Source organism: Myxococcus sp. XM-1-1-1 (assembly GCF_020037095.1).
GTDB classification, from domain to species: Bacteria; Myxococcota; Myxococcia; order Myxococcales; family Myxococcaceae; genus Myxococcus; species Myxococcus fulvus.
On sequence record NZ_JAIQDH010000024.1, the window covers coordinates 1 to 22801 of the forward strand.

A 22801-nucleotide genomic window follows, 5' to 3' on the forward strand; every position below is an offset into this window, starting at 1 on the left:
CGCAGCCATGAAACGGAAGCGGTCCACACCAAGGCCATGCCGTGTTCCACGTGGAACGCGCACCCGCATGCGGCGCGCGCGGGCTCTCCTCTCGCCTTGTCGCCATGAGGTGGAGCGGTCCGCGGCAGGCCATGTCGTGTTCCACGTGGAACTTGGATGAGCACCGCGAAGAAGCCCGATGAAGAAAGCCGACGAGTTGGCCGTTCCACGTGGAACGTGGAGGCAGGCCATGAAGGTGCGAGTCACTGCCGAGGCTCCAGCACGAACCAGGAAGAAGGGCAGGGGTTTCGTCCGGGCCCACGGTTGAGTGAGGCGCGGCCACGCGAGGAACGGCGAAAGGTGCACGTGGATGGAGACCTGTGAAGGCGATGCCAGTTCCACGTGGAACGTGGATGCGCCGGAGAAGGTGGCATCGGGTCCGAGGTCGCACCGCCACGAAGCTCGAAGACGGATGCGGCGACCCCACGTGTTCCACGTGGAACGTGGCGTGGCTCCACAGGTGCTGCCCGTACCGATGTGAAGAGGTACTGGGAAGCAGGCCGATGCTGGTTCGTGTTCCACGTGGAACGAGGATGGGCTCAGCCAGCGGGACGCGCGGTCATCACGAGAAGCAGGCGGAGGCCTTGTTCGTGTTCCACGTGGAACGTGGAGAGGCTCCGCAGGTGCTGCCCGTATCGATGTGAAGAGGCGCGGGAAGCAGGTGGACGCTGGCTCGTGTTCCACGTGGAACGAGGGTGAGCTTCAGCCAGCGGGTGCGTGCACGCTCATCATGTGGAGCATCACGAGAGGCAGGTGGGTGCCTGTTCGTGTTCCACGTGGAACGTGGATGAGTTCCCGCGAGCGGGTACGTGCGCGCTCATCACGAGAAGCAGGTGGGCGCCTGTTCGTGTTCCACGTGGACCGTGGATGGGCTCAAGCCGGCGGGTGCGCGCTCATCACGAGAAGCAGGTGGACGCCTGTTCGTGTTCCACGTGGAACGTGGATGGCCAGCATGGGCGCGCTCAGGCACCCATCGATGTGGCGCGATGGGAACGGCAGGTGGGGACCTGTTCGTGTTCCACGTGGAACGTGGATGCGCATCGCGAGCGGGTGCTCGCACAGGTGCCACCTGGGTTCGAGCCATGAAGGGTCGAACCATGTTCCACGTGGAACGCGGGATGGATGCCGTCCGGTCGGACCGAGCAAGCCACCCCATCGATGAAGGCTTCGATGACGACTCCACCGTTCCACGTGGAACGCGCATGGGCATCGAAAAGGCGTGCTCAGGCATGCCGCCAGTTGGGCTCGCGCGTGGAGGGTCGTGCCGTGTTCCGCGTGGATGAGCGTCACGCGGTGGTGCTCGCGCAGGCCGTCACCTGGATTCGAGCGTGAAGGGTCGTGCCGTGTTCCACGTGGAACGAGGTCCGGATGCCATCCGGTCGAACACCCCTCCCCACCACATCCATGAAGGCATCGATGGCGACTCCACCGTTCCACGTGGAACGCGGATGAGCGTCACGCGGTGGTGCGCGCGCAGGCCGTCACCTGGGTTGACCGTGGAGGACCGTGTCGTGGTCCACGCGGAGCGCGGAGCGGAGACCCCCAGGCATGTCCTGCTCGAACGCGGCGAAGAGGCTGACGAGAAGGCGCCGATGCGACTCCACCGTTCCACGTGGAACACGCAGGGACGTCGCGAAGCTGTCGCGGGCGTGGTGTGGCATCGGCGCGGAGTGGTTCGCGAAGCAGCGGAAGTCCGAACCACGTTCCACGTGGAACGCCACGGGATGAGTCCGCGCACGCCCCGACCAGCAGCACGCCAGAAGCTGGCGATGCTGGGACGTGTGCCTCGTGGAACCTGGATGCGCACCGCGAGGTGAGCGGATGACGACGTCGCAGCGGTGATGCGCGGCACGACACGCCAACAGGTGGTCTGGCCGTTCCACGTGGAACGTGGAGGCGGGACATGAAGGCGCGCGGTGACCGAACGGCATCGGCGCGAAGTGGTGATGGGGGCCGATGGATGGCCAGCCCGGTTCCAGGTGAAGCGTGGATGCGCGCGGCACAGGTCCAGATGTCTGGACGTTCAGATGTCTGGGCGTTCAGGGGCGCATCACCGCGAAGCTGTGAAAAGTCAGCGGAGGCCAGTCCCTGTGCCAGGTGGAGCACGGATGCTCGCGATGCAGGGCTCGGGTTCGGATGCCGCATCGCCGCGAAGTCGCGAGACGTCGATAGAGGTCAGTCCCTGCTTCCCGTGGATGGGGCGCATGACGGTCCACGCCAGCGGTGACACGGCGTCGATGCGTGGCGGCGAGGAGGAGTCGATAGATGCGGGTCCCCGTTCCGCGTGAACGTGGATGAGGTGATGCAGGCCGGTGGTTCGGATGCGGCATCAGCGCGAACCAGGGGGAGGGCGATGGGCGGTCGGTCCTCGTAGAACCTGGATGAGGGACAGGAAGGTCCAGCCACACGCGACCGGGCCTCGGTGGGGAGCCGCGAGAAGTCGATACCCGTCGGCCTCGGGTCCAGGTGGAGCTCGGATGCGACACTGAGGTCCAGTCCAGGCGGGACGCGACCGCAACTCCAAGCCGCACGAAGTCGATGGAACCCAGCTCCTGCTCCATGTGGAACCCGGATGCGGAGCATCAAGGCTCAGCCGTCCATCGCGCGGCCTCGGTCCGAAGCGGCGTGAGCTCACGTCGACGCGCCGAACCGAGCTTCGCGGGGACGGGCCTCACCGAGGTCTGCGCGACCTGTCACGACATCGGTCTGAAACGCGGGTGGACGTCGCGAAGGCGGGTCCTCGTGGCGCCGCGTCGGTGAGACGCAGCTCGAGAAGCCGGCCGCGGGCTTCGTCGAACCTCACATGAACTCCCCTCAAGAGCCACGCTGCGCTGTTCACGTGATGAGGCCAGGCCCTCGTTCAGGAGGTGCTCGAGGTGCGCGCCGAAAGGTCATCGTGTTCCGCGTGGAACGCCCGCCCGGTTCGCGTGACGGAAACACCCACCCACGCTCCACGCGGAACCTCGTGTCCGGACTCCTCCCGTCCCCGCGTCCACGCGCGGCCACCCGCTCCGGAAGGAAGGAAGACCCCATGCCGCCCCACGACGACGCGACGCTGTCCGACATCTCCAAGCGATGGAAGTCCGCGCTGCTCATCGAGAGCTGGCGGTCACTCCCCGCCGCGTCGCGCGAAGAAGTCCTCGCCGACATGGAGGACTCAGCTCGCACGCTCCGCGACCACGACCCCAAGCTGTCCGAGTCCTACGTCGCCGCGATGGACGCGCTCGATGTCGTCGGACTCGATGGAACCCTGCACCTGTGGACCCAGGCCACGGACGACGTACGGCACCTGCTCGACGAAATCACGCGCCTGCGCGCCGAGCTCCAACGCGAACGCACCCGCCTCAGGTAGCCGCACGCGCCTCCTTATAAGGAGGGCATCCGAGCGAGCCCGTTGCGGCACCGTGGACCCAGGATGCCAGGGCACCGCTCGCCGGGTTCTCCAGCATGAAGACGGCTCTTCCAAGTCTTCGGAATCAGGCCGTTTGGAAGGCTGGCAGGCCCTCGGATGAAGCGTTCGCGCAACGTGCGCCGCGAATTTGATCCGACACCGAGGCGCATGTTAGCAGCGGGATCAGCGTGCAACCGTGCACCGCATCACGCACGGCGCCTGGCTCTCGCCAGGCATGAGAGAGGATGGGGCTCGTGGGTCGAATCATCTGCATCTCCAATCAGAAGGGCGGCGTGGGCAAGACGACCACCGCCATCAACCTGGCCGCGAGCCTGGCCTCCGCCGAGCGCCGCACGCTCCTGGTGGACATGGACCCGCAGGGCAACGCCGGCAGCGGCCTGGGCCTCAAGCAGGACAAGCTCCACGGCACCATCTACGACGCGCTCCTCAACGGTCGTCCCATGAAGGAGCTGTTCCACCCCACCGAGCTGCGCTACCTCCAGGTCGTCCCCGCCACGCCCGACCTCACCGGCGCCGAGGTGGAGCTCGTCGGCCAGGAGAACCGCGAGTTCCGCCTGCGCGACGCCCTGCGCCCGCTCGCCGCCGAGTTCGACTACATCATCATCGACTGCCCGCCCTCGCTCGGGCTGCTCACCCTCAACGCGCTGTCCGCCGCGGACTCCGTCCTCATCCCGCTGCAGTGCGAGTACTACGCGCTCGAGGGCCTCTCCCAGCTGACGCACACCATCGACCTGGTGAAGCAGGGCCTCAACCCGGACCTGAAGATGGAGGGCATCCTGCTCACCATGTTCGACGCGCGCGCCAACATCGCCCACCAGGTGGTGGAAGAGGTGCGCGGCTACTTCAAGGACCAGGTCTTCCAGGTCGTCGTCCCGCGCAACGTGCGCCTGTCCGAGTGCCCGTCCTTCGGCAAGCCCATCATCCTCTATGACATCAAGTCGAAGGGCTGCGAGAGCTACCTGGCGCTCGGCCGCGAGTTGATGAAGCGCGACACCCCCAAGTCCCCCCGTCAGGCGCCTCGTCGTCGGGTGGCCTGAAATCTTGCCGCGCGTCGTGCGCCACCGTCACGCCCGGTCCGCTCGCGCCGCCCATGCCCGCCGTGAGTCGACTCACGGCGCCGGAGTCATGTCTTGGTGAAAGCAGACACGCAGAAACGCGCTCTCGGTCGCGGCCTCTCCGCGCTCATCCCCCAGGCCGCTCCCGGTGGCGGCAAGGCCGCCGAGCAGGCCGCGCTCAAGGCCGGCGTCCTCAAGCTCCCGATTGAGTCCATCCACCGGGACAAGGACCAGCCCCGCCATCACTTCGACGAGGAGAAGCTCAAGGAGCTCACCGAGTCCATCCGCGTGCAGGGCGTCATCCAGCCCATCCTCGTGCGCAAGGACCAGGACGGCTACCGCATCATCGCGGGTGAGCGCCGCTGGCGCGCGTCCCAGGCCGCGGGCCTCAAGGAGGTCCCCGCCATCGTCAAGGAGGTGACGGAGGTCCAGGCCTTCGAGCTGGCCCTGGTCGAGAACCTCCAGCGCGCGGACCTCAACCCGATTGAAGAGGCGGAGGGCTACAAGCGCCTCACCGACGAGTTCAAGCTGACGCAGGAGCAGATCAGCCAGCGCGTGGGCAAGGAGCGCTCCACGGTGGCCAACGCCCTGCGCCTGTTGGCCCTGCCCGCGGACGTCAAGGGCATGGTGGCCGACGGCTCGCTGAGCATGGGACACGCGCGCGCGCTGCTGGGCGTGCCCCGGCTGCCGGAGCTGCAGAACCTGGCCAGGCAGGTGGCCGAGAAGAAGCTGTCCGTGCGTGACACGGAGCGGCTGGTCCAGCAGAGTCGCTCCAACGGCAAGAAGGATGCGGGCAAGACGCCGCCGAAGCAGAGCCCGCAGGTGAAGTCCCTGGTGGAGGAGCTCCAACGTCGATTGGGGACGAAGGTCCGGTTGACCGAACGAAGCCCGGGAAAGGGCACCATCGAGGTGGACTTCTTCTCCTACGATGACCTGGACCGGCTGTTGAAGCTGCTCAGGAAGGAGTAGCGCGTGGCGCTCCTTGGCGGGAAGAAAGACGAAGCACCCAGCAGGCCCTTGTTCAAGCGGGAGGAGGAATCCGTGTCGCAGCGCTCTGGTGAGGTCCATACGCTTCTGGGCAAGGGAAGCGAGTTCGAGGGGAAGCTCACCTTCGAGGGGCAGGTCCGTATCGACGGGAAGTTCCAGGGGCAGATCATCACCAAGGACGTGCTCGTCATCGGTGATGGCGCCAAGGTCCAGGCCGAAATCCAGGCCGGCACCGTCATCATCAACGGACAGGTCGAAGGCAACGTGAAGGCGACGCAGATCATCGAGCTCAAGACGCCCGGCCGCGTGAAGGGCAACCTGGAGACGCCGTCCCTGTCGATGGACCGGGGCGTCATCTTCGAGGGCTCGCTGAAGATGGAGAACCTGGGCGGCAACACCCGTCCTCCTCCTCCTGGCGGCGAGAAGAAGTAGCCGGTGCGGCGCGCCAGGCACATCGCGTCCGGCGTGGTGCTGGCGCTGCTGTCCGGGTGCAAGGGCTGCGACGGGGGGAAGGACTCCCCCGACGCGTCCTCCCCGGAGCAGACCTCGCGCTCGGGCGTGAAGGTGCCGCTGCCGGAGGGCTGGTCCGCGCAGGTCGCTCCTGATGACAGCTTCCAGGCGGGCCCTCCTGGCCGCCCGGTGCTCCGGGTGGACCTGCGACGCGGCAAGGGTGAGGAGATGCCCTCCGTGGAGGACCTGGCCGACCGGGTGCGCGCGGAGTCGAAGAACTTCGAGGTGTCCCTCGACCAGGAAGAGGAGAAGGACACCTACGCGCTGCTCCGCGTGACGCTGGCGCCCAAGCAGGGTGACGGTGGCGTCGGCGCCGCGGCGCCCGCGCTGTTCGGCGCGCGCCGCGTGGGCAATGACTTGTTCCTCTGCGCGACGCTGCCGGGGGCCACGCCGGAGGATGTGCGGCTGGCCACCGAGGCGTGCCGCGAAATCGAGGTCCAGTCGGCGCAGCCGCGCTGAGCCTCACGGCGCGCCGGGGCCCCCGGGCGCGATGTCCCGCTCATCACCGCGAGTCTTCCGCCCACGCGGCGTCGTGCCTCGGTGGGTGGGCGCGAGACGCTGGCTCCTCGGGACGCGCCCTTCGACGCACAGCCGCTGCTCCTCGTGGAACATCTCCCTCGGTGTGAGGCGCACGACGCGGGCGGAGACTGCGCTCGCCCCTTCGAGCAAGCGGGCAGGAAGGCTCCGTTCCGCTCGCACCCCCCACGAGCGCAACGCGGCGCGCGTGCGCGCGTCTGTCGCTGGGACTGGGACCTCGCGGGTGGGCTGTTGCCACCCGGAAGCGGCTCCCATGCACGGCGGCTCGTGGTGGAGGTGGTCATGGACTGGAGAGCGAATCTCATCGAGGACGACGCGGGCGTCCGGGACGTGCTCACGCGCTCCCGACGGGTGGCGGTGCTGGGCATCCGCCCGGAGAGCCACGCGCACAAGCCCGCGCACTCGGTGCCCGCGTACCTGCAGAAGCACGGCTACGACATCGTGCCCGTGCCCGTGCACGGCGAGACGGAGCCCATCCTCGGGCGGCCCGTGTACCGCGCGGTCGCGGACATCCCCGGACAGGTGGACCTGGTGCAGGTGTTCCGTCGCCCGGAGGACATCGACGCGCACGTGGCGGACCTGCTCGCCAAGAAGCCGCACGCGGTGTGGTTCCAGCTGGGCATCCGCAATGACGCCGCGGCCGAAAAGCTCGCGCGCGCGGGCATCCGCGTGGTGCAGGACCGGTGCATGAAGGTGGAGCTGGCGCGGCTGTCCCAGGAGCGGGAGCTGTCCGGGGCGAGTCCGGCGTGACGCCCGGAAGCAAGCAGGCGTGGCGCGGTCCTGAACATTCCGCGAGCGCCAAGCGTCCCACGCATTATGGAAGGATGGAGTGGGGACTTCCCCATTCCGTCGCGAGTCCTTAACCTTGTCGTTACCCCGGCCCGTGGTGGGTGAACACCCCGACCCATCCCAGGACCTCCACGCAGCGCCCAGCAAGGAGTCCCCGCATGTCGTTCACCGGAATGCTCCCCCTCCACCTTGCCACCGTGGACCTCAGCCCCGTGGGTGAGCGGCTGTTCGCCGCGAGCGGGCTGGCCGTCACCGTGCTGGCCGCGCTCTGGTACGCGTGGACGCGCCCCGTGGCGCAGCCCGTGCCTGTGCGCGTCTCCTCGCGTCGCAACCCGCGCCGCTAGTCGCTCCGGTGTTTGAAGCCCTCGGGCCCGAGGGCCGGGTGACACCCGACCCCAGGCCCGAGTCCGAGTCCGGACGTCTCAGCCGCGCTTGAGCGCGAGCGACAGGGCGAAGTCACCCGCCTCGTCCGTCCACCACGCGGCAAGCCCCAGCCCGGCCGCGTCCAGCTCCGCCTCCACGCGGTGCTGTTCGAACTTGCAGCTGACCTCCGTGCGCAGCACCTCGCCCGCGGCGAAGTCCACGCGGCGCTTGAGCGACTGCATCCACACGGTCTGCTCGCGCCGCGACACCAGGCGCATCTCCACCCAGCGGTTGTGCTCGTCGAAGGGCGCGAAGTGCTCGAACCCGTTCGGGTCGAAGTCCGCGCCCAGCTCGCGGTTGAGCACGCGCAGCACGTTGCGGTTGAACTCCGCCGTCACGCCCGCGCTGTCGTTGTACGCGGCGTACAGCCGCTCGCGGTCCTTGATGAGGTCGGTGCCCAGCAAGAGGCCGTCACCGGGGCGCAGGCCCGAGGACAGCTCCGCGAGGAAGCGCGCGCGCTGCGCGGGCTTCAGGTTGCCGATGGTGCCTCCGAGGAAGGCCACCAGCCGCCGTCCGCCCTGGGGCAGCCGGTTGAGGTGGTGCTCGAAGTCGCCCACCACCGCGTGCACACTGATGCCCGGGTACTCGCGCGCCAGCGTCCCCGCCGCGCGGCGCAGGAAGGACTCGCTCACGTCGAAGGGCACGAAGCGCGACAGCTGCCCCGCCTCCTCCATCGCGTCCAGCAAGAGGCGCGTCTTCTCGCTGGTGCCGCTGCCCAGCTCGATGAGCGTCGTCGCGCCGCTCAGCCGCGCCACGTCCCCGGCGTGGGCGAGCAGGATTTCGCGCTCGCGCCGCGTGGGGTAGTACTCCGGCAGGCGGGTGATGTCGTCGAAGAGCTGGCTGCCGCGCTCGTCATAGAGCCACTTCGGCGACAGCTCCTTGGGCGTGTTGCACAGCCCCTCGAGCACCTCCTGCTTGAGCGCGCGCCGGGCGTCCCCCGGCCTCACGTAGACCTCCACCTTCACCCCGGGAAAGCCGTTCGGCTTCTCCTCGAGCGTCGTCGTCTCCACCGCCTCCACCATCGAGCTCATCGCCTCTCCTCACGCCTCTGACGCACAACGAAAGCCGGCGAAAATCTGCCGGCGGATGGGGTAGTCCCAGTTGCGGAATCCGTTGCGGACCGCCACCGGTGCGCTCGCCCACGCTCCTCCTCGCAGCACCTTGTAGTCCTCGCCGAAGAACACCTCCGAGTACTCGCGATACGGGAACGCGCCGAAGCCCGCGTAGGGCTGGAAGTCGCTCGCCGTCCATTCCCACACGTCGCCCAGCAGGCCCCAGACCCCCTCGGCGCTCACGCCCTGGGGGTGGCTGCCCACCGGCAACGGGCCCCACGTGTCTCCACCCAGGTTGGCGTGCGCGGCCGTGGGAGGTGCGTCACCCCACGGGTGCTCGCGTGCCACGTCGCAGGCGCCGTGCGCGGCGCGCTCCCACTCGGACTCGGTGGGCAGGCGCTTGCCGGCCCAGCGCGCGTACGCATCCGCTTCGTACCAGCACACGTGCTGTACGGGCTCGTCCGAGGGCAGCGGCTCCACCTGACCGAAGCGCCTGCGCAGCCAGCGTCCCGCCTGTTGTGGCAGCCAGAACTGCGGATGGGCGAGCGCCTCCGCGCGCACGAAGTCCCAGCCCTTCGGGTGCCACCAGCGCGGCTCGGCGTAGCCACCGTCCTCGATGAAGGCCTGGTACTCGCCGTTGGTGACGGGGTGCGCGTCCAGCAAGAAGGGGCGCACCTCGCGGGTGTGCACGGGGCGCTCGTTGTCGAAGGCCCACGGGTGGGTGCTGCCCAGCCGCGCGACGCCGCCGGAGATGAGCACGGGGTGTCGCGAGACAGGCGCGGGCGCGGGGCGCGCGGGCACCGGCGGCAGGCGGTACTCCACCTCCGTCATCAACTGGAGCGTGGCCGCGAGCGTCTCCGCGTGCTGCTGTTCGTGCTGCGCCACCATGCCGAAGACGTAGCCCCCGGCGAGCAGCGGCGTGTCGCCGTCCTCGGGGACGTGCTCGGACAGGTGCGCGCGCACGGCCTCGCGCACGCGCGCGGCGTAGGCGAAGGCGGACTCGGGAGGGAGCAGCGGGAGCGTGGAGCGCGTGCTCCTGGGATGTCGGAAGGCGTCGTAGATGGTGTCGAAGGCCGGGTCCGTCAGGGCCGGGGCCCCGAGCGCGCGCAAGAGCCACTGCTCCTCGTAGTTGGCCACGTGCGCGACGTCCCAGATGAGCGGCGACATCAGCGGCGAGTGCTGGTTCATCAACACCCGCTCGGGCAGCCCGGCGAGCATGCGCAGCACCCGCGCGCGCGCGGCCTCCAGCTGCGCCCACGCGCGCGCCTTCCACCCCGGCCTCGTTCCATCCCCTGTCGGTGCTGTCGTCGAGCGGCCCATCGTGCGGGACATGGCGGACTCAACCTAGGGAGTGCCTGGGCGAGGAGGTAAGTCCCAGGCCCCCAGGGCCCGAGTCCCCCGTGCTGGAATGTACGTTTCTGGAGCACGCGGGGCGTCTGGCCTCCCCGCGGGCCGCGCGCAGTTCTGTCCACTATCCCCGCGTCGTACAGGACCCCCGGTCGCCGCGAGGGGGAGGGGGCCCCTATGCTGCGTGCCATGTCCAGTGCTGCGAAGCACCGCACCGTGCTCGTCGTGGAGGACGAGGACGACATCCGGGCCGCCATCGCGGAAATCCTCGAGGGCGAGGGCTACGACGTCACCGTGGCCTGCAACGGCCGCGAGGCGATGGAGGAGCTGACGGACGTGCGCTACGTGCCGAGCCTCATCCTGCTCGACCTGATGATGCCGGAGATGAACGGACACGAGTTCCTCGAGCGGCGCAAGGCCATCGCCAGGCTGCGCAACGTGCCGGTGATGGTGCTCACCGCGGTCACGACGGACATCCCCCCGGGGGCCAACAGCCTGTTGCGAAAGCCCTTCTCCGTGGAGGAGCTGCTGGACGCGGTGCGGAGCATGCTGCCCATCGCCGCGTGAGCCCGGCCGCGCTCACGGCTCACGCTCCAGCGACAGGAGCGTCAGCGTGCGCGAGCGGTCCTCCCACGCGTAGCCCAGCACCAGCCCGTGGCGTGAGAGCCGGTGGCGCCCCGCTCCGCCGCCCTCCGGCAACGGCCCCCTGACGGACGCGTCCCCCAGCCGCTCCAGCGCGCCCTGGAGCTCGCCGAAGGCCTCCGCGCTCATACGGCCCACCTCTCGCCACGCTTGGGGCGAGTAGTGGATCCGATGAGGTCCTTGCGGACGCTGGCGAAGCTGCGCGGGCATCGGCCAGAGCCCTATGCCAATGCCGTGCCCACGCGATGTCGCCTGGGACTCGGAGCATGGGTGCGGGGGAGGTGGTTTGAGCCTGAAGGAGTTACCGAACAACGCCCTGGGAGACGGAAGAAACGACAGGTGGCGAGCGGGCGTGGGCTCGCGAGTCCAGGCGGGGGCGGGGCGAGCGCCAGGGCCGCCCTGGAGCGCCGTCCGCGTGCCCGAGGGGGAGGCGACATCCCGAGCCGTCGCCGTGCGCTGGCTGCCCGTGGATGGCGAACGTGCTCAGGTTGACACAAGGGGCGGACAGCGGCCCCGGACAAGGAGAAGCCAAATGGCGGCACGGAGGCGGTACACCCCCTGGTCTGCCACGAACGGGCTGCTGTTCGGAGTGGCCGCGGGCGTGGTGCTGGCGCTCGCGGAGGTGGTGATGGCCCTGGCCTCGGGTGACAGCCCATGGCGGCCGGTGCGCATGTCCGCGAGCGTGGTGTTGGGGCCACGGGCCTTCGGCGAGGACTACCCGCTGGGGACGTTGGTGATGCTGGGCGTGGGGATGCACCTGACGGTGTCCGCCATCGTCGGGCTGTTCTACTCGTTCCTGGACGCGATGCTGCCGCCGGATGGACGCGGGCGTTGGGAGTTCCAGGCCGCGGTGGGGATGCTGTTCGGCATCGGCGTGTGGCTGGTGGACTTCCAGTTCGTCGCGCGTGGCTACTACCCGTGGTTCCTCGACGTGCCGCAGTTCGCCCAAATCGTGTTGCACGCCGTCTTCCTGGGGCTGCCGTTGGCGATGCTCTTCACGGCGGCGGAGCGGCGTCGCGCGTTGATGGACATCGCGGAGAGCACACCGTCGTCGGCGCCGTGAGGCGGGTGCTCACCAGAGCGCGTGGCATGGGTGCCACCAGAGGCGCGGGCGGGTGCGACGCGAGGCGTCGCGCGTGTTTGAAAAAACGCTGAAGGTATGGTGAAAGTACCCGACCTTCAGGGTTATCCAGGGGCCTTCGGGGTGCCTGGAGCACGGCCCCTCCTTTCGTGGACGACTGACACAGGCATGGACACAGAACTGGCGAGCATGCTGGGCGCGGCGGCGAGGGCCGCCCGGGTGCGGATGGGACTGACGCAGGCGGATGTGGCGGAGCGCATCGGCATGGCGTCGGAGGTGTACGGGCGCCTGGAGCGGGGCCACATGCTCCCCAGCGTGCAGAACCTGCGGCGACTGTGCGTGGTGCTCAACGTGCCGCCGCACCAGCTGCTGGGGTTGGGGGATGACCTGGCGGCGCCGCCTCCCGCGAAGGACAAGTCGGGCGCGAAGGCCCGCGAGGACGACACGCCGGAGATGCGGCGGCTGATGCGCAACCTGCGCAAGCTGTCCCCGGTGCAGCTGAAGCTGATGAACCTGGTCGCCTCGGCGATGCAGCAGAAGAAGAAGTGACGCCTCGCGGCCCCGGTGCACGGGGCCGTGGGTGACGGCGCCCTCCTCGCGAGCCTCGTGGGTTCGCTGGAGGAGGGGCCGGGGGGGGATGCTCCCGACCTGGATCGCCGAGGAGGCCGTCACGGGCGCCGGTCGCGGATCCGCTCGGGGCGGGGTGACTGGAGGGTGGCGCCGGGGTGCGCGGCGCTCTCCAGGGTGGACTCCAGGGTGCAGCGCAGGGCGGCGAAGGTGCCCCCGAACAGGAACAACAGGCCCAGCCACGTGCCCGCCACCCAGAGCTTCCGCGCGCGGCTCCAGTGGGCCGGGTCCACCCGACGCAGCCACGCGAGGGCGAGCGCCTCTTCGGTCGGAGTGATGCGACGGAGGGGCGCGCGACTCCCTCGGGGCGGGGTGGAGCGCGGGTGGGCGCGCCTCCCCTCGGAGGAGGGGGACGGGTGCGAGTGAGCGCCCTCGGACGGCGTCCTCGCGCGACGACGCGCCGCCTCATGTGGATCCGCGGTGTGCCCGAGGGTCCCCTCGGAAGGGGGCCTCGCACGACGACGTGCCGCCCCATGGGGCTCCTCGCCGCGCTCGTGCGGGCGGGCGTTCTCCGAAGGGGGCCTCATGTGGGGCTGCACCGCCTCGTGGGAGTCCACGGAGTGCTCGTGCGGGTGGGCCACCGCGGAAGAGGCCCCCGCCTGGAGATGCGCACCCTCACGTGGATCCACGCTGTGCTCGTGCGGGTGGGCGTCCTCGGATCCGAGGCCCACACGGGAGCCTCCCGACGAGGTCGCATGTCGCAGGTGCCGTCGCGCCAGTCGCACGGGCCACGGACTCTCGGAGGCGTCGTCCGGTGACAGCTTCCTCCGTGTCGCCTCGGAGTCCGAGGGTGACGGAGTCCGTGGGAACAGCGGCCGGTCCCACTCGGGCGTCGCCGAGCGCAGCGCCGCCTCCAGCGCCGCGTGCAGCGAGCCTCCCTCCTGGAAGCGCTCCTCGGGTTTCTTGCGCAGCAGCCGCTGGGTGATGGCGTCCAGCTCCATCGGGACGCGCTCGTTCAGCGAGGACGCGGGCGCGGGCATGCGCGTCTCGATGTGCTCGGAGAGGACCTCGCGCGGCAGCGTGAGCGAGAACGCCGGCGCGCCCGTGAGCATCTCGTGCAGCGAGACGCCCAGCGCATAGAGGTCATCCGTGGCGCGGAAGGCATAGCGCGCGGCGCGCTGGGCGTGGTGCTCGCGGTGGAAGCGCAGGGCCTCCGGGCTCCGGTACTGGGGCGTGCCCGGAGGCAGCGGGCCTTCGGTGAGGGGCTGCGACTCCGCGTGGTTGGCGCTGCCGAAGTCCACCAGCACGGGCGACTCGTCCGAGGCGCGCACGAGGATGTTGGAGGGCTTGAGGTCCCGGTGGAAGACGTGGCGCGAGTGCAGTTCCCCCAGCGTCCACGCGAGCTGGGAGAACAGCCGGGCCACCCGCCGCGCGGAGGGGGCCTCGCGCTTCACCCACGTGGCCAGGGTGGCGCCCTCCACGTAGTCGAGCACCACGTAGTGGTACCCCGTCCTCACATCCGGCCAGCGCCCGTGCGCCCAGACGCGCACGACATGCGGATGCACCGCGTGCAGCAGACACGCGAGCTCCCGGACGGCGCGCGCGTCCGTGCGGTCCAGGTCCTCGCTGCCCGGTCCTCGCAGCGCGAACTTGAGCGCGTGCAGGCGCCCGCCCTGCTCCACCTGGAACACCGCGCCGAAGGCGCCCTGGCCCAGCCGGGCCCGGACGCGCCACGGGCCCACCTTCATCCCGGGACGCAGCGCGAGGGGATGGCCCGTCGTCATGGGGCGCCTCGGGGGCTGTGGGCCATGCGGGTGATGGGGGATGCAACGGGCCACGGAGCAAAGGGGGCAATCATCGACATGACCCGGGGGTAGGGTTGGAACACTGGCTGACGACCTCCTGGGTAACGAACCTAACAGGGAGGGACCACATTCAGTGATGGAACAGGTCGTGTCCTGTCACGCCGTGGATGAAACCCCCGGAAATCCCCGGGCTGTAACCCGCGGGCACGTCCCGGCGTAGCGAGGGTGTCCCCGCGCGGGCCGGCTCCGGTCCGCGCCTCTCCTCACGAGGCCCCACGTGCGTCCCTCCTCCCTGCCGTGCACCGTGCTCCTGGCGCTGGTCGCCTGTGGACCCTCGTCCTCCGTCGACGAGGGCCTGGGGGAGGTGGGAGGCCTGGACACGTCCGAGGCGGGCATCACCGCCTTCGTGCGGGAGGGGCGCTATCGGGAGTGGCTCGCGGAGCCGGCGCCCCGTCGCTCGGTGCGCTCCCATGGCGACCGGGTGCGGGTGTTCTTCAACGACGTGCTGGCCCGCTCCATGGCGGAGGGCAACCGCGTCCACCCCGTGGGCAGCATCACCGTGAAGGAGCTGTTCGAGTCGGACGGCCGCACGACGCGAGGCCACGCCCTCGACATCAAGGTGGCCGAGGGCACCGGCAAGGACACCTGGGTCTTCTACGAGGGCTTCGGCCCCGACTACGACGACAACTACTACGGCCGGGGCCACGACACGTGCCACGGCTGCCACGCGGACCAGGGGGCGGACTACGTGGCCACGCCCCTGCCGCGCTGACCTCGCGCTACGGCTGGTTGCGGGTGACGAAGGGGAAGGTCTGGATGATGAAGTTCCCCGCGGAGTCCTCCATCCACACCTCCACGGTGTGAGGGCCGTCCAGCAGCTCGCGCGTGTCCAGCTCCGCCGTCCACACGCCATCACCCTGGTCCGTCCCCGCGCGGATGCCCGAGCCGTCCCGCGTGAAGGCCACGCTCCTCACGCCGCTCACGTCGTCCGTCACCCGGGCCTCCAGCACCACGATGCCGGAGACGGCCTCGTCCGGTCCGGGTGAGAGCAGCTGGGCGCGCGGGGGCGTGTCGTCGTAGCGCACCGTGCGGGTGAGGGTGGTGCTCAGGCCCGTCTCGCTCGTCGCGACCATCGTGAAGACGTTGTCCCCAGGCACCAGGGGCAGCCGGGCCACGAAGACGCCTCCGCCGCGCGGCACCTCGTACGTGCCCCCGCCGGGCGTCACCTCCACCCGCGTGGCGGACTCCGAGTACACGGCCAGCTCGTAGTCCATCATGTCCCCGGGCTGCGGCCCCACGAGCCACCCGTCCGGAAGGCCCGCCACGAGCCACGGCGCCTCGGCGTCCACCCAGAAGGTGAGCACGTGCTCCGTGACGTGGCCCGCAGCGTCCGTGGCGCGAATCAGCACCTCGTTGGCCCCGGGGGTGAGCGCCAGCTCGTGCGCCACCAGTCCTCCGCCCGCGGGCACCTCCGTGACGTGCACCCAGTTGGTCTCCACGCGCACGGGGGAGGCATCGTCCACCCACACGCGGACCTCCGTCAGCAGCGAGCCCACCATCGAGCCCTCCGCGGGGTACAGCACGGTGATGCCAGGCGCCACCGCGTCCACGCGCACCGTGGCCTGCTGGCTGGAGCGTCCGCCGAACGTGTCGGTGGCCACCAGCTGGATGACGTTGAGGCCGTCGCGCAGCGGGAGCTCCGTCCACACGAAGCCGCCGCTTTCCTCGGGCACCACCGGGTACTGCTCACCGTGGAGGATGAACGCGGCGGACTCGATGGTGGCCCCGGGCGCCAGCGCCGTCACGAAGCCGCACACGCCCAGGCTCGTCTCGCCCATGAAGTCGGGCAGTCCGCACAGCGTCACCGAGGGCAGCGGGTCCGGCGATGGCAGAATCTCCACCGCGCGTGTCCCGCGGCTGCCCAGGCGGTTCGCCTCGCGAGGCTGGAGCGTCACGCCCGAGTACACCGCGCGCACCTCCGAGGCGCCCAGCACCTCCCAGCCCCCTCGCGGCCGCCACACCACCGAGTACACCCCATCCCCATCCGCGTCGTGGTCCGTCCCCACGGTGACGCCGGCCACCTGGAATGTGACCTGTCCCTGTCCCGGGCCCCGCGCGCGCCAGCCATCGGCGCTCGTCACGCGGGCCGACAGCGGGTTGTCCCGGCCCACCGTGAGCTGCGCACCCGCGAGCACCGTGGTGGTGGTCTCCAGGCCCTCGGTGGGAGGCGGAGGATTCGTGTACGCGGTGACCCACGTCGCGCCCGAAACGCCCGGCCTGCTCATCGACGTGGCCGTCACCTGGACCTCCGAGGTGAGGGACGGGGCGAGCTCGACGGGCGTTCCCACCGAGAGCGTCACGGAGGTCCGCTCACCCGGAGCGAGCGTCACGGTGGTGCGGTCCAGCGTCGCCGTCCAGCCCGGCAGCCCGCCCGAGGCCTCGAGCGTGAACGTGTCCGCGCGAGCGCCCTCGTGGAGGACCCAGAGCGTGTACGTGACGCGCTGGGGATGGGGCAGGGCCTGGGCCACGGGTTTGCTCGCGGCGTCGTCCACGGTGACGCTGACGCCGTCACCCTTGTCGGGGAAGCAGGACAGCGCGAGCGTGGCGAAGGTGGTGGGGATGTCCGGGTGGCGCGAGGTGCCCACGCCCCAGCCTCCGTCCTCGGCCTGCCGTGAGATGAGCCACTCGAGCGCCCGGGCCACGCGAGGCTCCTGCTCCGGCGTGCGGCCCGCGAGGCACAGCGCGTACAGGGCGAAGCTGGTGGAGGTCTCGTCCGGGGCCTCCTGGTCGAGGCTGCCCCAGCCCGGCGCATCGTCGAGCGTGCGCGTGGCGAGCAGCCGCGTGGCCACGGACTCCAGCGCGGCCGTGTTCTCACCCTGCTCACCGGGGCCCGCGGCCTTCAGGCCCACGGCCGTCCACGCCACCTGGTACGTGTAGCGCTGGGCGTCGTCGAAGGGCCCTTCCGACAGGTCGTTCAGGTGCTCGCGCAGGTACGCGGCGGCGCGGCGGAGCGCGTCCTGGTACCGGGCGGCGCGAGCGGGGTCGGCGTGCACGCGGGCCTGGGCGAGCGCCGTCATCAACCGCGCGGTGACGCCCATGTTGGAGGCGCCCACGGGCCGGAGCGGATAGTCCTCCACCCAGCGCCCGCTCAGCTCCTGCGTGCTCACGGCCCAGTCCGCCGCGCGCGCGAGCGCCTCCGAGTGCCGGGTGCCCACCTTCGCGTCGTAGCCCGCGAGCCCGAAGGCCGCGTAGCTGGTGTACGCGTTGCGGTAGTGCACGCCCTCCAGCGACCACGAGCCGCTCGCGTCCTGGCCCACGAGCAGGTCCCTGGCCATCCGCTCCATGTTCTCGCGGTTGGTGCGCCCGTTGGTCGTGACGGTGTCCAGGTCGAAGCCGTTGGCGCCGGCCTGGGTGAGGCCGAAGAGCGTGGCGCCGTGGCGGTGGCATGAGGTGCAGCCCTGGTCCTTCGTCCACGTGACGGCGTCCGCGCTGACGAAGTCGAGCGCGCGCTGGGCCGCCGCCACGCGCTCGTTCGCGCGAGAGGCCGTGGCCGACAGCAGCGTGACGAGCACGAGCCCCCAGAGCGAGGACGAGACGGAACGAAGCGAGCGCGCGCGGATGGACATCGGACGTGTTCCCATGGAGCCGGGCCCGCGCGCGGTGCACGCCCAGAGACTCGGCGCCCGGGACGAATCATGACCGGCACGCGCTCAATCACAAACAAAGGAGCCCGCACTTTCGCGCCTGCCCGCAGGGCAGGTGTAGAAGGTGTCATCAGACCCAGCACCGGGTCAGGAGGAGGGTGTCCGCGAGAGCGGCATACTGGGTGAGCACGGGGGATTTGCTCGGGAATCCGCGAGTCGATTCCTCCTGTCCATGGAATCCCGAATGACAGTCATTGTGTAACGCGCCCGAGCCCCGCCTCGGTGGGCGAGCGAGGCGCCGGGCCCTGTGGCTCTCGCGGCTCGCGAGACGGGGCTCTCACAATGTCAGACTCCAGGGTGTGTCCGGACTCGTGAGGTCCGTGTGCACTGCTCGCGGTGATGGATGCGTCGTGTCATCGCGGTTGGCTGCTGACCGGGCGCGCTGAAACATGCGAGGAAGACAGCCTGTCTCGCGCCTCATCTCGTGGCCCATCCCGGTGCTCGTCGCTCTCGCGCGTGGGGACAGGAAGGACGACCCTCGAATGTCTCAAGCGCTGCTCGAAGCCATCTCCCAGGACGATGTCGCCGCCGTGAAGACGCAGGTCGCGACGGTGGATTGGAGTGTCCGCGACGGGTTCGGTCGGGCCCCGCTCGGCATGGCGGCCTCGCGCGCGGGCACGAAGGCGCGGGACATCCTGACGGTGCTGCTGGACGCGGGCGCGGACGTGAACGCGGCGCAGGGCGCGGGCAGTGACGAGGAGGAGGGGTGGACGGCGCTGCACCAGGCCTGTGTGCGCGGCACGTCGCCGGAGGCGCTGGGCGCGGTGGAGGTGCTGCTCGCGCGGGGGGCGAAGGCGGACGGGGTGAGCGCCAAGGCGTCGGTGACGCCGCTGGAGCTGGCGCTGCGCACGCACCACCTGGGCATCGCGGAGGCGCTGCTGAAGGCGGGGGCCAACCCGGACGCGGTGGGCCCGTCCGGCATGGCGCCGCTGCACCTGCTGGTGCAGCTGTACCGCGAGCGCGAGGGGGACCGGTACAAGAAGGGCGAGCGCGAGCACATGGCGGGGGCGGCGGTGAAGCTGCTGCTCGCGCACGGCGCGAAGCCGGGCACGAAGGACCAGAAGGGTGAGACGGCGCTGGCGAAGGCGCTCCTGCACCGGCTGCCCGAGGAGTTCGTCCTGGCGCTCGTCGCCGCGGGCGCGCCGCTGGACGAGTGGGTGGACCTGGGCACGCCGCCGGAGCAGGTGCTCGTCACGCCCGCGTCCATGGCGGTGGGGTTGGGGCAGCCGCCCTCGGTCATCAAGGCGATGCTGGAGACGGGGCTCGACACCACGAAGCCCGTGGCGCCGGACCAGCAGAACCTGCTGCACTACGCGGCGATGAAGCGCTTCGCGGCGCTGGCGCTGGTGCTCGAGCACCGGCCCACGCAGGACGTCGACGCGCGCGACGCGTCCGGCGCGACGCCCCTGTTCCTCGCGTCGTGGATGGGGCTCGTGAGCAGCGTGCAGGCGCTGCTGGCGCGCAAGGCCAACCCGGACATCCCGGACCTGGATGGGAACACGCCCCTGCACACGGCGGCGCGCAACGGGCTGCAGGACGTGGTGGAGGTGCTGCTCGCCGCGGGCGCGAACAAGTCGCTGCGCAACCTGGAGGGAGAGACGGCGGCCGACCGCGCCCGGAAGAAGGGCCACGAGAAGCTGGCCCTTCTGCTGGGCTGAGCGGTCCGGCGAGGGGCCACGAGGACTCGGGCCCACACGAAGCAACGGGGTGGCCTCCAGCGAAGAGGCCACCCCGGACCTACGGGTGCATCAGTTGTCGACGAAGAAGTTGAAGCGCTGGACCGTGGAGTTGCCCACGCCGTCGCTCATCCACACGTCGACGGTGTGCGAGCCGTCCAGCAGCTCGGTGGTGTCGAGCGTCGCCGTCCAGTCCCCATCGGACTGCTGCGTGCCCGGGCGGATGCCGGACATGTCGCGGCTGAAGCCCACGTTGGTGATGGGGCCGAAGTTGTCGGTGACGCGCGCGCGCAGGGTGATGGTGCCGCCCACCGTGGCGCCCGAGGCGGGCGACAGCAGCGTGGCGGTGGGGGCCTGCACGTCGTAGTTCACCCGACGCGTGGTGGTGGTGGACACGCCCGTCTCGCTCAGCGTGACGATGGAGAGGTTGTTGACGCCCGGGCTGAGCGTCAGCGTGCTCTGCACCGCGCCGCCGCCGCGCGCCACCGACAGCGCCGCGCCGCCGTTGATGCGCACCGTCGTGGCGGACAGCGACTGCACGTTGACCGTGTACGTCAGCTGGTGGTTGGGCTGCGCGCCGAAGAGCTGGTTGTCACCGGGGTTGGTGGAGACGACGGGCGTGCCCGGGTCCACCCAGATGAACACGAGCTTCTCCGTCACGTTGAAGGCGCTGTCCGTGGCGCGCACCAGGATGACCTGGTCGCCGTAGTTCATGGGCACCGTGTGCTCCACCGTGCCGTTGCCGAACTCCAGGATGGACGACGCCACCCACTGCGTCTCCACGCGCACCGGCGTCTGGTCCTGCACCGACGACGTCACCGTCACGTTGAGCTGGCCCAGCGCCGCGCCGTTCACCGGCGACTGCACCGTCAGGATGGGCGGCACGCGGTCCACCGTGAGGTTGACCTGCTTCGTCGTCACCCCGCCGAAGCTGTCGCGCGCGGTGAGCTGGATGATGTTGGGGCCTTCCTGCAGGGTGATGGTCGTGTAGATGAGGCCGCCGTTGCCCGGCGTGAGCGGGATGACGGTGGCGCCGTTGATGATGAAGGCCGCGTAGGTGACGACCGCGCCGGGCGCGCGCGGTGTGGCGTAGCCCCAGATGTCCAGCGTCGTCTCGCGGGTGAAGGCGGGCGGGTTGCCGATGGTGACCGACGGCGTCAGGTGCGGGAACGGGTCGATGATGACGGTGCGCGCGTCGGTGCTGCCCAGCAGGTTGGACAGCGGCGCCTGGCGCTCGATGCCCGAGTACACCGCGCGGAAGTCCTGCGCGCCCGTCACCGTCCACGCGTCCGAGGGCGGCACCCAGTCGAAGGTGAACAGGCCGTCCGCGTTGACGTCCGCGTCCGCGCCCACCGGGACGCCGGCCACGTAGAACGTGACGACGCCGTGGGTGGGGCCCACGACGGGGTTGTTGTTGGCGTCACGCACGCGCGCCGACAGCACGTTGCCCGTGCCGATGGTGATGTGCGCGTTGACCGCGGGCGCCTGGATGGTGGTCGTGGTGGCCAGGCCCGTGACGGGCGGCAGGGGCGGCGTGTACGCGTTGACGCGCGCGGAGCCGGACACCCCCGGGGCGCCGCCGGACGTGGCGGTGAGCGTGAACTCGGACGTGAGCGCGGGCAGCAGGTTCGCCGGCGCGTTGACGGTGACGGTGACGGTGCCCTCGCCGCCCGCGGGCAGGAAGAGGCTGACGGGGTTGGGGAAGGAGGCCCAGCCGGGGAGCCCGCCCGACGTGCTCAGCGTGTACGTGTCCGCCTGGTAGCCGTGGTTCTTCACGTTGAAGGTGAACGTCGTCTGCTGGCCCTGCTGCGAGCCGATGACCAGCTCCTTGCGCGCCTCGCCCACCACCGTGACGTGCACGCTGAAGTCGCCGTAGCAGGACAGGCCCAGCGCCGCGAACGTCGTGGGGATGTCGAACGTGGCCGAGCCCGTGCGCCAGCTGCCGTCCGCGGACTGGCGCGTCTTGAGCCACTCGATGCTGCTGCGCACGCGCGGGTCCGTGGCGGGCTCGCGGCCGGCCAGGCACAGGGCGTAGATGGCGCTGCCGGTGGACATGTCGTTGGCGGCCGCGTTGGGCAGGTCACCCCAGCCCGGGTTGCCGGGCGAGGCGCGGGTGAGCAGCCGGTTGGCCAGCGTGTCGATGGCGGTGGTGTTCACGTTGGAGGGGCCAGGGCCCGCGGCCTTCAGGCCCACCACGGCCCAGGCCACCTGGAAGGTGTACGGCATGCCGTTGCCCGTGGCGGACTGGTCCGCGTTGTCCAGGTTGGCGCGCAGGTAGGCGGCGGCGCGGTCCAGGGCGGTCTGGTACTGCGCGGCCCGGGCCGGGTCCACGCGCTGCTTCGCCTGGGCGATGCCCACCATGATGCGCGCGGTGGTGGGCACGCTGCCGTGGTCCACCGGGAAGTTGGCGTGGTCCGACGGCCACCGGCCGCTGGCCTCCTGCGTGAGCAGCGCCCAGTTGGCCGCCGCCACCAGCCCCGCGCTGTACTGCGTGGACACGTACTGGTCGTACCCGGCCAGGCCGAACGTGGAGTAGGACGTCTTCTCGTTGCGGAACGACGTGCCCTCGTGAATCCACGAGCCGTTCGCCAGCTGCTCCGTCTTGATGCGCTGGCCGAGGAACTCCAGGTTGTACTGGTTGGTCCGCCCGTTCGAGACGACGACGCTCATGTCGTAGCCGTTGGCCCGCGCCGCGGCCAGGCCGAACGTCGATGCGCCCACGCGGTGGCATGCCGCGCAGCCGTTGGCCGACACCCACGTGGCCACATCCGAGCTGAGGAAGTTGATGGCCCGTTGGGTGGCCTGGGCGTTGGTCTGCGTCTGCGCGGAGGCAGGCGTGGACAGGAAGGCGAGCAGCAGCGTCACGAGGCCGACGAGGGCCGACGGACGCGCGACACGCCGCGACGAGGCGGGGTGGAACATGGGTCTCCGGACAGGCGAAGGGCCGGTGCCAAGCATTGGCACTGGGCGCGTCACCTCCGGGGCGCCTGGACGCAATCCGGCCTCTCCGGGCGGATGACTCGAGGTCATCCTCCCAGGTCAGCTCCTTCAGGATGTCGTTTGGCCCCCCCACAGGCAGCGCGTATTCGTGAAATACTCCACAGTGGTTGAAATTGTCCAGTCGCCGAAAATCGGACAGTTTCAGTGATAACGGGGTTTTAAGTGACACCCACCG

Annotated in this window: 18 protein-coding genes; 12 read left to right on the top strand and 6 right to left on the bottom strand. The window is 70.3% G+C overall.

Annotated features, from left to right (window positions below):
- Positions 1 to 3070 precede the first annotated feature (3070 nt).
- From K8640_RS34200 to K8640_RS34230, 7 genes are all read left to right on the top strand, one after another.
- Positions 3071 to 3391, top strand: a complete 321-nt coding sequence (locus tag K8640_RS34200; protein WP_223750915.1) for a hypothetical protein — start codon at positions 3071 to 3073, stop codon at positions 3389 to 3391.
- Between the two features lie 293 nt (positions 3392 to 3684).
- Positions 3685 to 4488, top strand: a complete 804-nt coding sequence (locus tag K8640_RS34205) for a ParA family protein (protein ID WP_046718730.1) — start codon at positions 3685 to 3687, stop codon at positions 4486 to 4488.
- 93 nt (positions 4489 to 4581) lie between these two features.
- Positions 4582 to 5475: a ParB/RepB/Spo0J family partition protein gene (locus K8640_RS34210; RefSeq protein WP_141325121.1), complete on the top strand. Its 894-nt coding sequence runs from the start codon at positions 4582 to 4584 to the stop codon at positions 5473 to 5475.
- A gap of 3 nt (positions 5476 to 5478) precedes the next feature.
- Positions 5479 to 5925, top strand: a complete 447-nt coding sequence (gene bacM / locus K8640_RS34215) for a bactofilin BacM (protein WP_141325120.1) — start codon at positions 5479 to 5481, stop codon at positions 5923 to 5925.
- 3 nt (positions 5926 to 5928) lie between these two features.
- Positions 5929 to 6462, top strand: a complete 534-nt coding sequence (locus K8640_RS34220) for a hypothetical protein (protein ID WP_223750916.1) — start codon at positions 5929 to 5931, stop codon at positions 6460 to 6462.
- Positions 6463 to 6822: 360 nt separating this feature from the next.
- Positions 6823 to 7290: a CoA-binding protein gene (locus K8640_RS34225; RefSeq protein ID WP_223750917.1), complete on the top strand. Its 468-nt coding sequence runs from the start codon at positions 6823 to 6825 to the stop codon at positions 7288 to 7290.
- Between the two features lie 197 nt (positions 7291 to 7487).
- Complete coding sequence (locus tag K8640_RS34230; protein WP_223750918.1) at positions 7488 to 7673, top strand: hypothetical protein; 186 nt, start codon at positions 7488 to 7490, stop codon at positions 7671 to 7673.
- A gap of 78 nt (positions 7674 to 7751) precedes the next feature.
- Here K8640_RS34230 and egtD read toward each other — a convergent pair whose 3' ends face one another.
- On the bottom strand, positions 7752 to 8774 hold the full coding sequence (egtD, locus tag K8640_RS34235) for an L-histidine N(alpha)-methyltransferase (RefSeq protein ID WP_223751026.1): 1023 nt from the start codon (positions 8772 to 8774) through the stop codon (positions 7752 to 7754).
- A gap of 18 nt (positions 8775 to 8792) precedes the next feature.
- Positions 8793 to 10136 carry an ergothioneine biosynthesis protein EgtB gene (gene egtB, locus K8640_RS34240; RefSeq protein ID WP_223750919.1) on the bottom strand — a complete coding sequence of 448 codons (1344 nt, stop codon included), beginning with the start codon at positions 10134 to 10136 and terminating at the stop codon, positions 8793 to 8795.
- Positions 10137 to 10328: 192 nt separating this feature from the next.
- Here egtB and K8640_RS34245 point away from each other — a divergent pair, with 192 nt between their 5' ends.
- A complete protein-coding gene (locus K8640_RS34245; RefSeq protein ID WP_223750920.1) occupies positions 10329 to 10718 on the top strand; it encodes a response regulator transcription factor in 390 nt (129 codons plus the stop codon).
- A gap of 12 nt (positions 10719 to 10730) precedes the next feature.
- Here the strand turns inward: K8640_RS34245 and K8640_RS34250 are convergent, their stop codons facing one another.
- Positions 10731 to 10922, bottom strand: coding sequence for a hypothetical protein (locus K8640_RS34250; protein WP_141325115.1), 192 nt, complete (start codon positions 10920 to 10922; stop codon positions 10731 to 10733).
- 403 nt (positions 10923 to 11325) lie between these two features.
- Here K8640_RS34250 and K8640_RS34255 point away from each other — a divergent pair, with 403 nt between their 5' ends.
- The gene (locus tag K8640_RS34255; RefSeq protein WP_223750921.1) at positions 11326 to 11856 is read left to right on the top strand and encodes a hypothetical protein; all 531 of its coding nucleotides are present in this window, start codon (positions 11326 to 11328) and stop codon (positions 11854 to 11856) included.
- A 186-nt stretch (positions 11857 to 12042) separates the two neighbouring features.
- The gene (locus K8640_RS34260; RefSeq protein ID WP_046717224.1) at positions 12043 to 12423 is read left to right on the top strand and encodes a helix-turn-helix domain-containing protein; all 381 of its coding nucleotides are present in this window, start codon (positions 12043 to 12045) and stop codon (positions 12421 to 12423) included.
- A gap of 119 nt (positions 12424 to 12542) precedes the next feature.
- On the opposite strand, the gene K8640_RS34265 is transcribed toward K8640_RS34260, so the two are convergent.
- The gene (locus tag K8640_RS34265) at positions 12543 to 14225 is read right to left on the bottom strand and encodes a serine/threonine-protein kinase (RefSeq protein ID WP_223750922.1); all 1683 of its coding nucleotides are present in this window, start codon (positions 14223 to 14225) and stop codon (positions 12543 to 12545) included.
- 298 nt (positions 14226 to 14523) lie between these two features.
- Here K8640_RS34265 and K8640_RS34270 point away from each other — a divergent pair, with 298 nt between their 5' ends.
- Positions 14524 to 15018 (top strand): hypothetical protein, encoded by a 495-nt coding sequence (locus tag K8640_RS34270; RefSeq protein WP_223750923.1) that lies wholly within the window; start codon positions 14524 to 14526, stop codon positions 15016 to 15018.
- Positions 15019 to 15025: 7 nt separating this feature from the next.
- Here the strand turns inward: K8640_RS34270 and K8640_RS34275 are convergent, their stop codons facing one another.
- Positions 15026 to 17872 (bottom strand): Ig-like domain-containing protein, encoded by a 2847-nt coding sequence (locus K8640_RS34275; RefSeq protein ID WP_223750924.1) that lies wholly within the window; start codon positions 17870 to 17872, stop codon positions 15026 to 15028.
- Positions 17873 to 18432: 560 nt separating this feature from the next.
- Here K8640_RS34275 and K8640_RS34280 point away from each other — a divergent pair.
- Positions 18433 to 19608, top strand: coding sequence for an ankyrin repeat domain-containing protein (locus K8640_RS34280; RefSeq protein WP_223750925.1), 1176 nt, complete (start codon positions 18433 to 18435; stop codon positions 19606 to 19608).
- Positions 19609 to 19698: 90 nt separating this feature from the next.
- Here K8640_RS34280 and K8640_RS34285 read toward each other — a convergent pair whose 3' ends face one another.
- Positions 19699 to 22548, bottom strand: a complete 2850-nt coding sequence (locus K8640_RS34285; protein ID WP_223750926.1) for an Ig-like domain-containing protein — start codon at positions 22546 to 22548, stop codon at positions 19699 to 19701.
- Positions 22549 to 22801: the final 253 nt, after the last annotated feature.

Coding starts and splice junctions, on each gene's coding strand:
- K8640_RS34200 (WP_223750915.1), top strand. CDS start 3,071: ATGCCGCCCCACGACGACGCGACGCTGTCCGACATCTCCAAGCGATGG.
- K8640_RS34225 (WP_223750917.1), top strand. CDS start 6,823: ATGGACTGGAGAGCGAATCTCATCGAGGACGACGCGGGCGTCCGGGAC.
- K8640_RS34230 (WP_223750918.1), top strand. CDS start 7,488: ATGTCGTTCACCGGAATGCTCCCCCTCCACCTTGCCACCGTGGACCTC.
- egtD (WP_223751026.1), bottom strand. CDS start 8,774: ATGGTGGAGGCGGTGGAGACGACGACGCTCGAGGAGAAGCCGAACGGC.
- egtB (WP_223750919.1), bottom strand. CDS start 10,136: ATGTCCCGCACGATGGGCCGCTCGACGACAGCACCGACAGGGGATGGA.
- K8640_RS34245 (WP_223750920.1), top strand. CDS start 10,329: ATGCTGCGTGCCATGTCCAGTGCTGCGAAGCACCGCACCGTGCTCGTC.
- K8640_RS34250 (WP_141325115.1), bottom strand. CDS start 10,922: ATGAGCGCGGAGGCCTTCGGCGAGCTCCAGGGCGCGCTGGAGCGGCTG.
- K8640_RS34255 (WP_223750921.1), top strand. CDS start 11,326: ATGGCGGCACGGAGGCGGTACACCCCCTGGTCTGCCACGAACGGGCTG.
- K8640_RS34260 (WP_046717224.1), top strand. CDS start 12,043: ATGGACACAGAACTGGCGAGCATGCTGGGCGCGGCGGCGAGGGCCGCC.
- K8640_RS34265 (WP_223750922.1), bottom strand. CDS start 14,225: ATGACGACGGGCCATCCCCTCGCGCTGCGTCCCGGGATGAAGGTGGGC.
- K8640_RS34275 (WP_223750924.1), bottom strand. CDS start 17,872: ATGTCCATCCGCGCGCGCTCGCTTCGTTCCGTCTCGTCCTCGCTCTGG.
- K8640_RS34280 (WP_223750925.1), top strand. CDS start 18,433: ATGTCTCAAGCGCTGCTCGAAGCCATCTCCCAGGACGATGTCGCCGCC.
- K8640_RS34285 (WP_223750926.1), bottom strand. CDS start 22,548: ATGTTCCACCCCGCCTCGTCGCGGCGTGTCGCGCGTCCGTCGGCCCTC.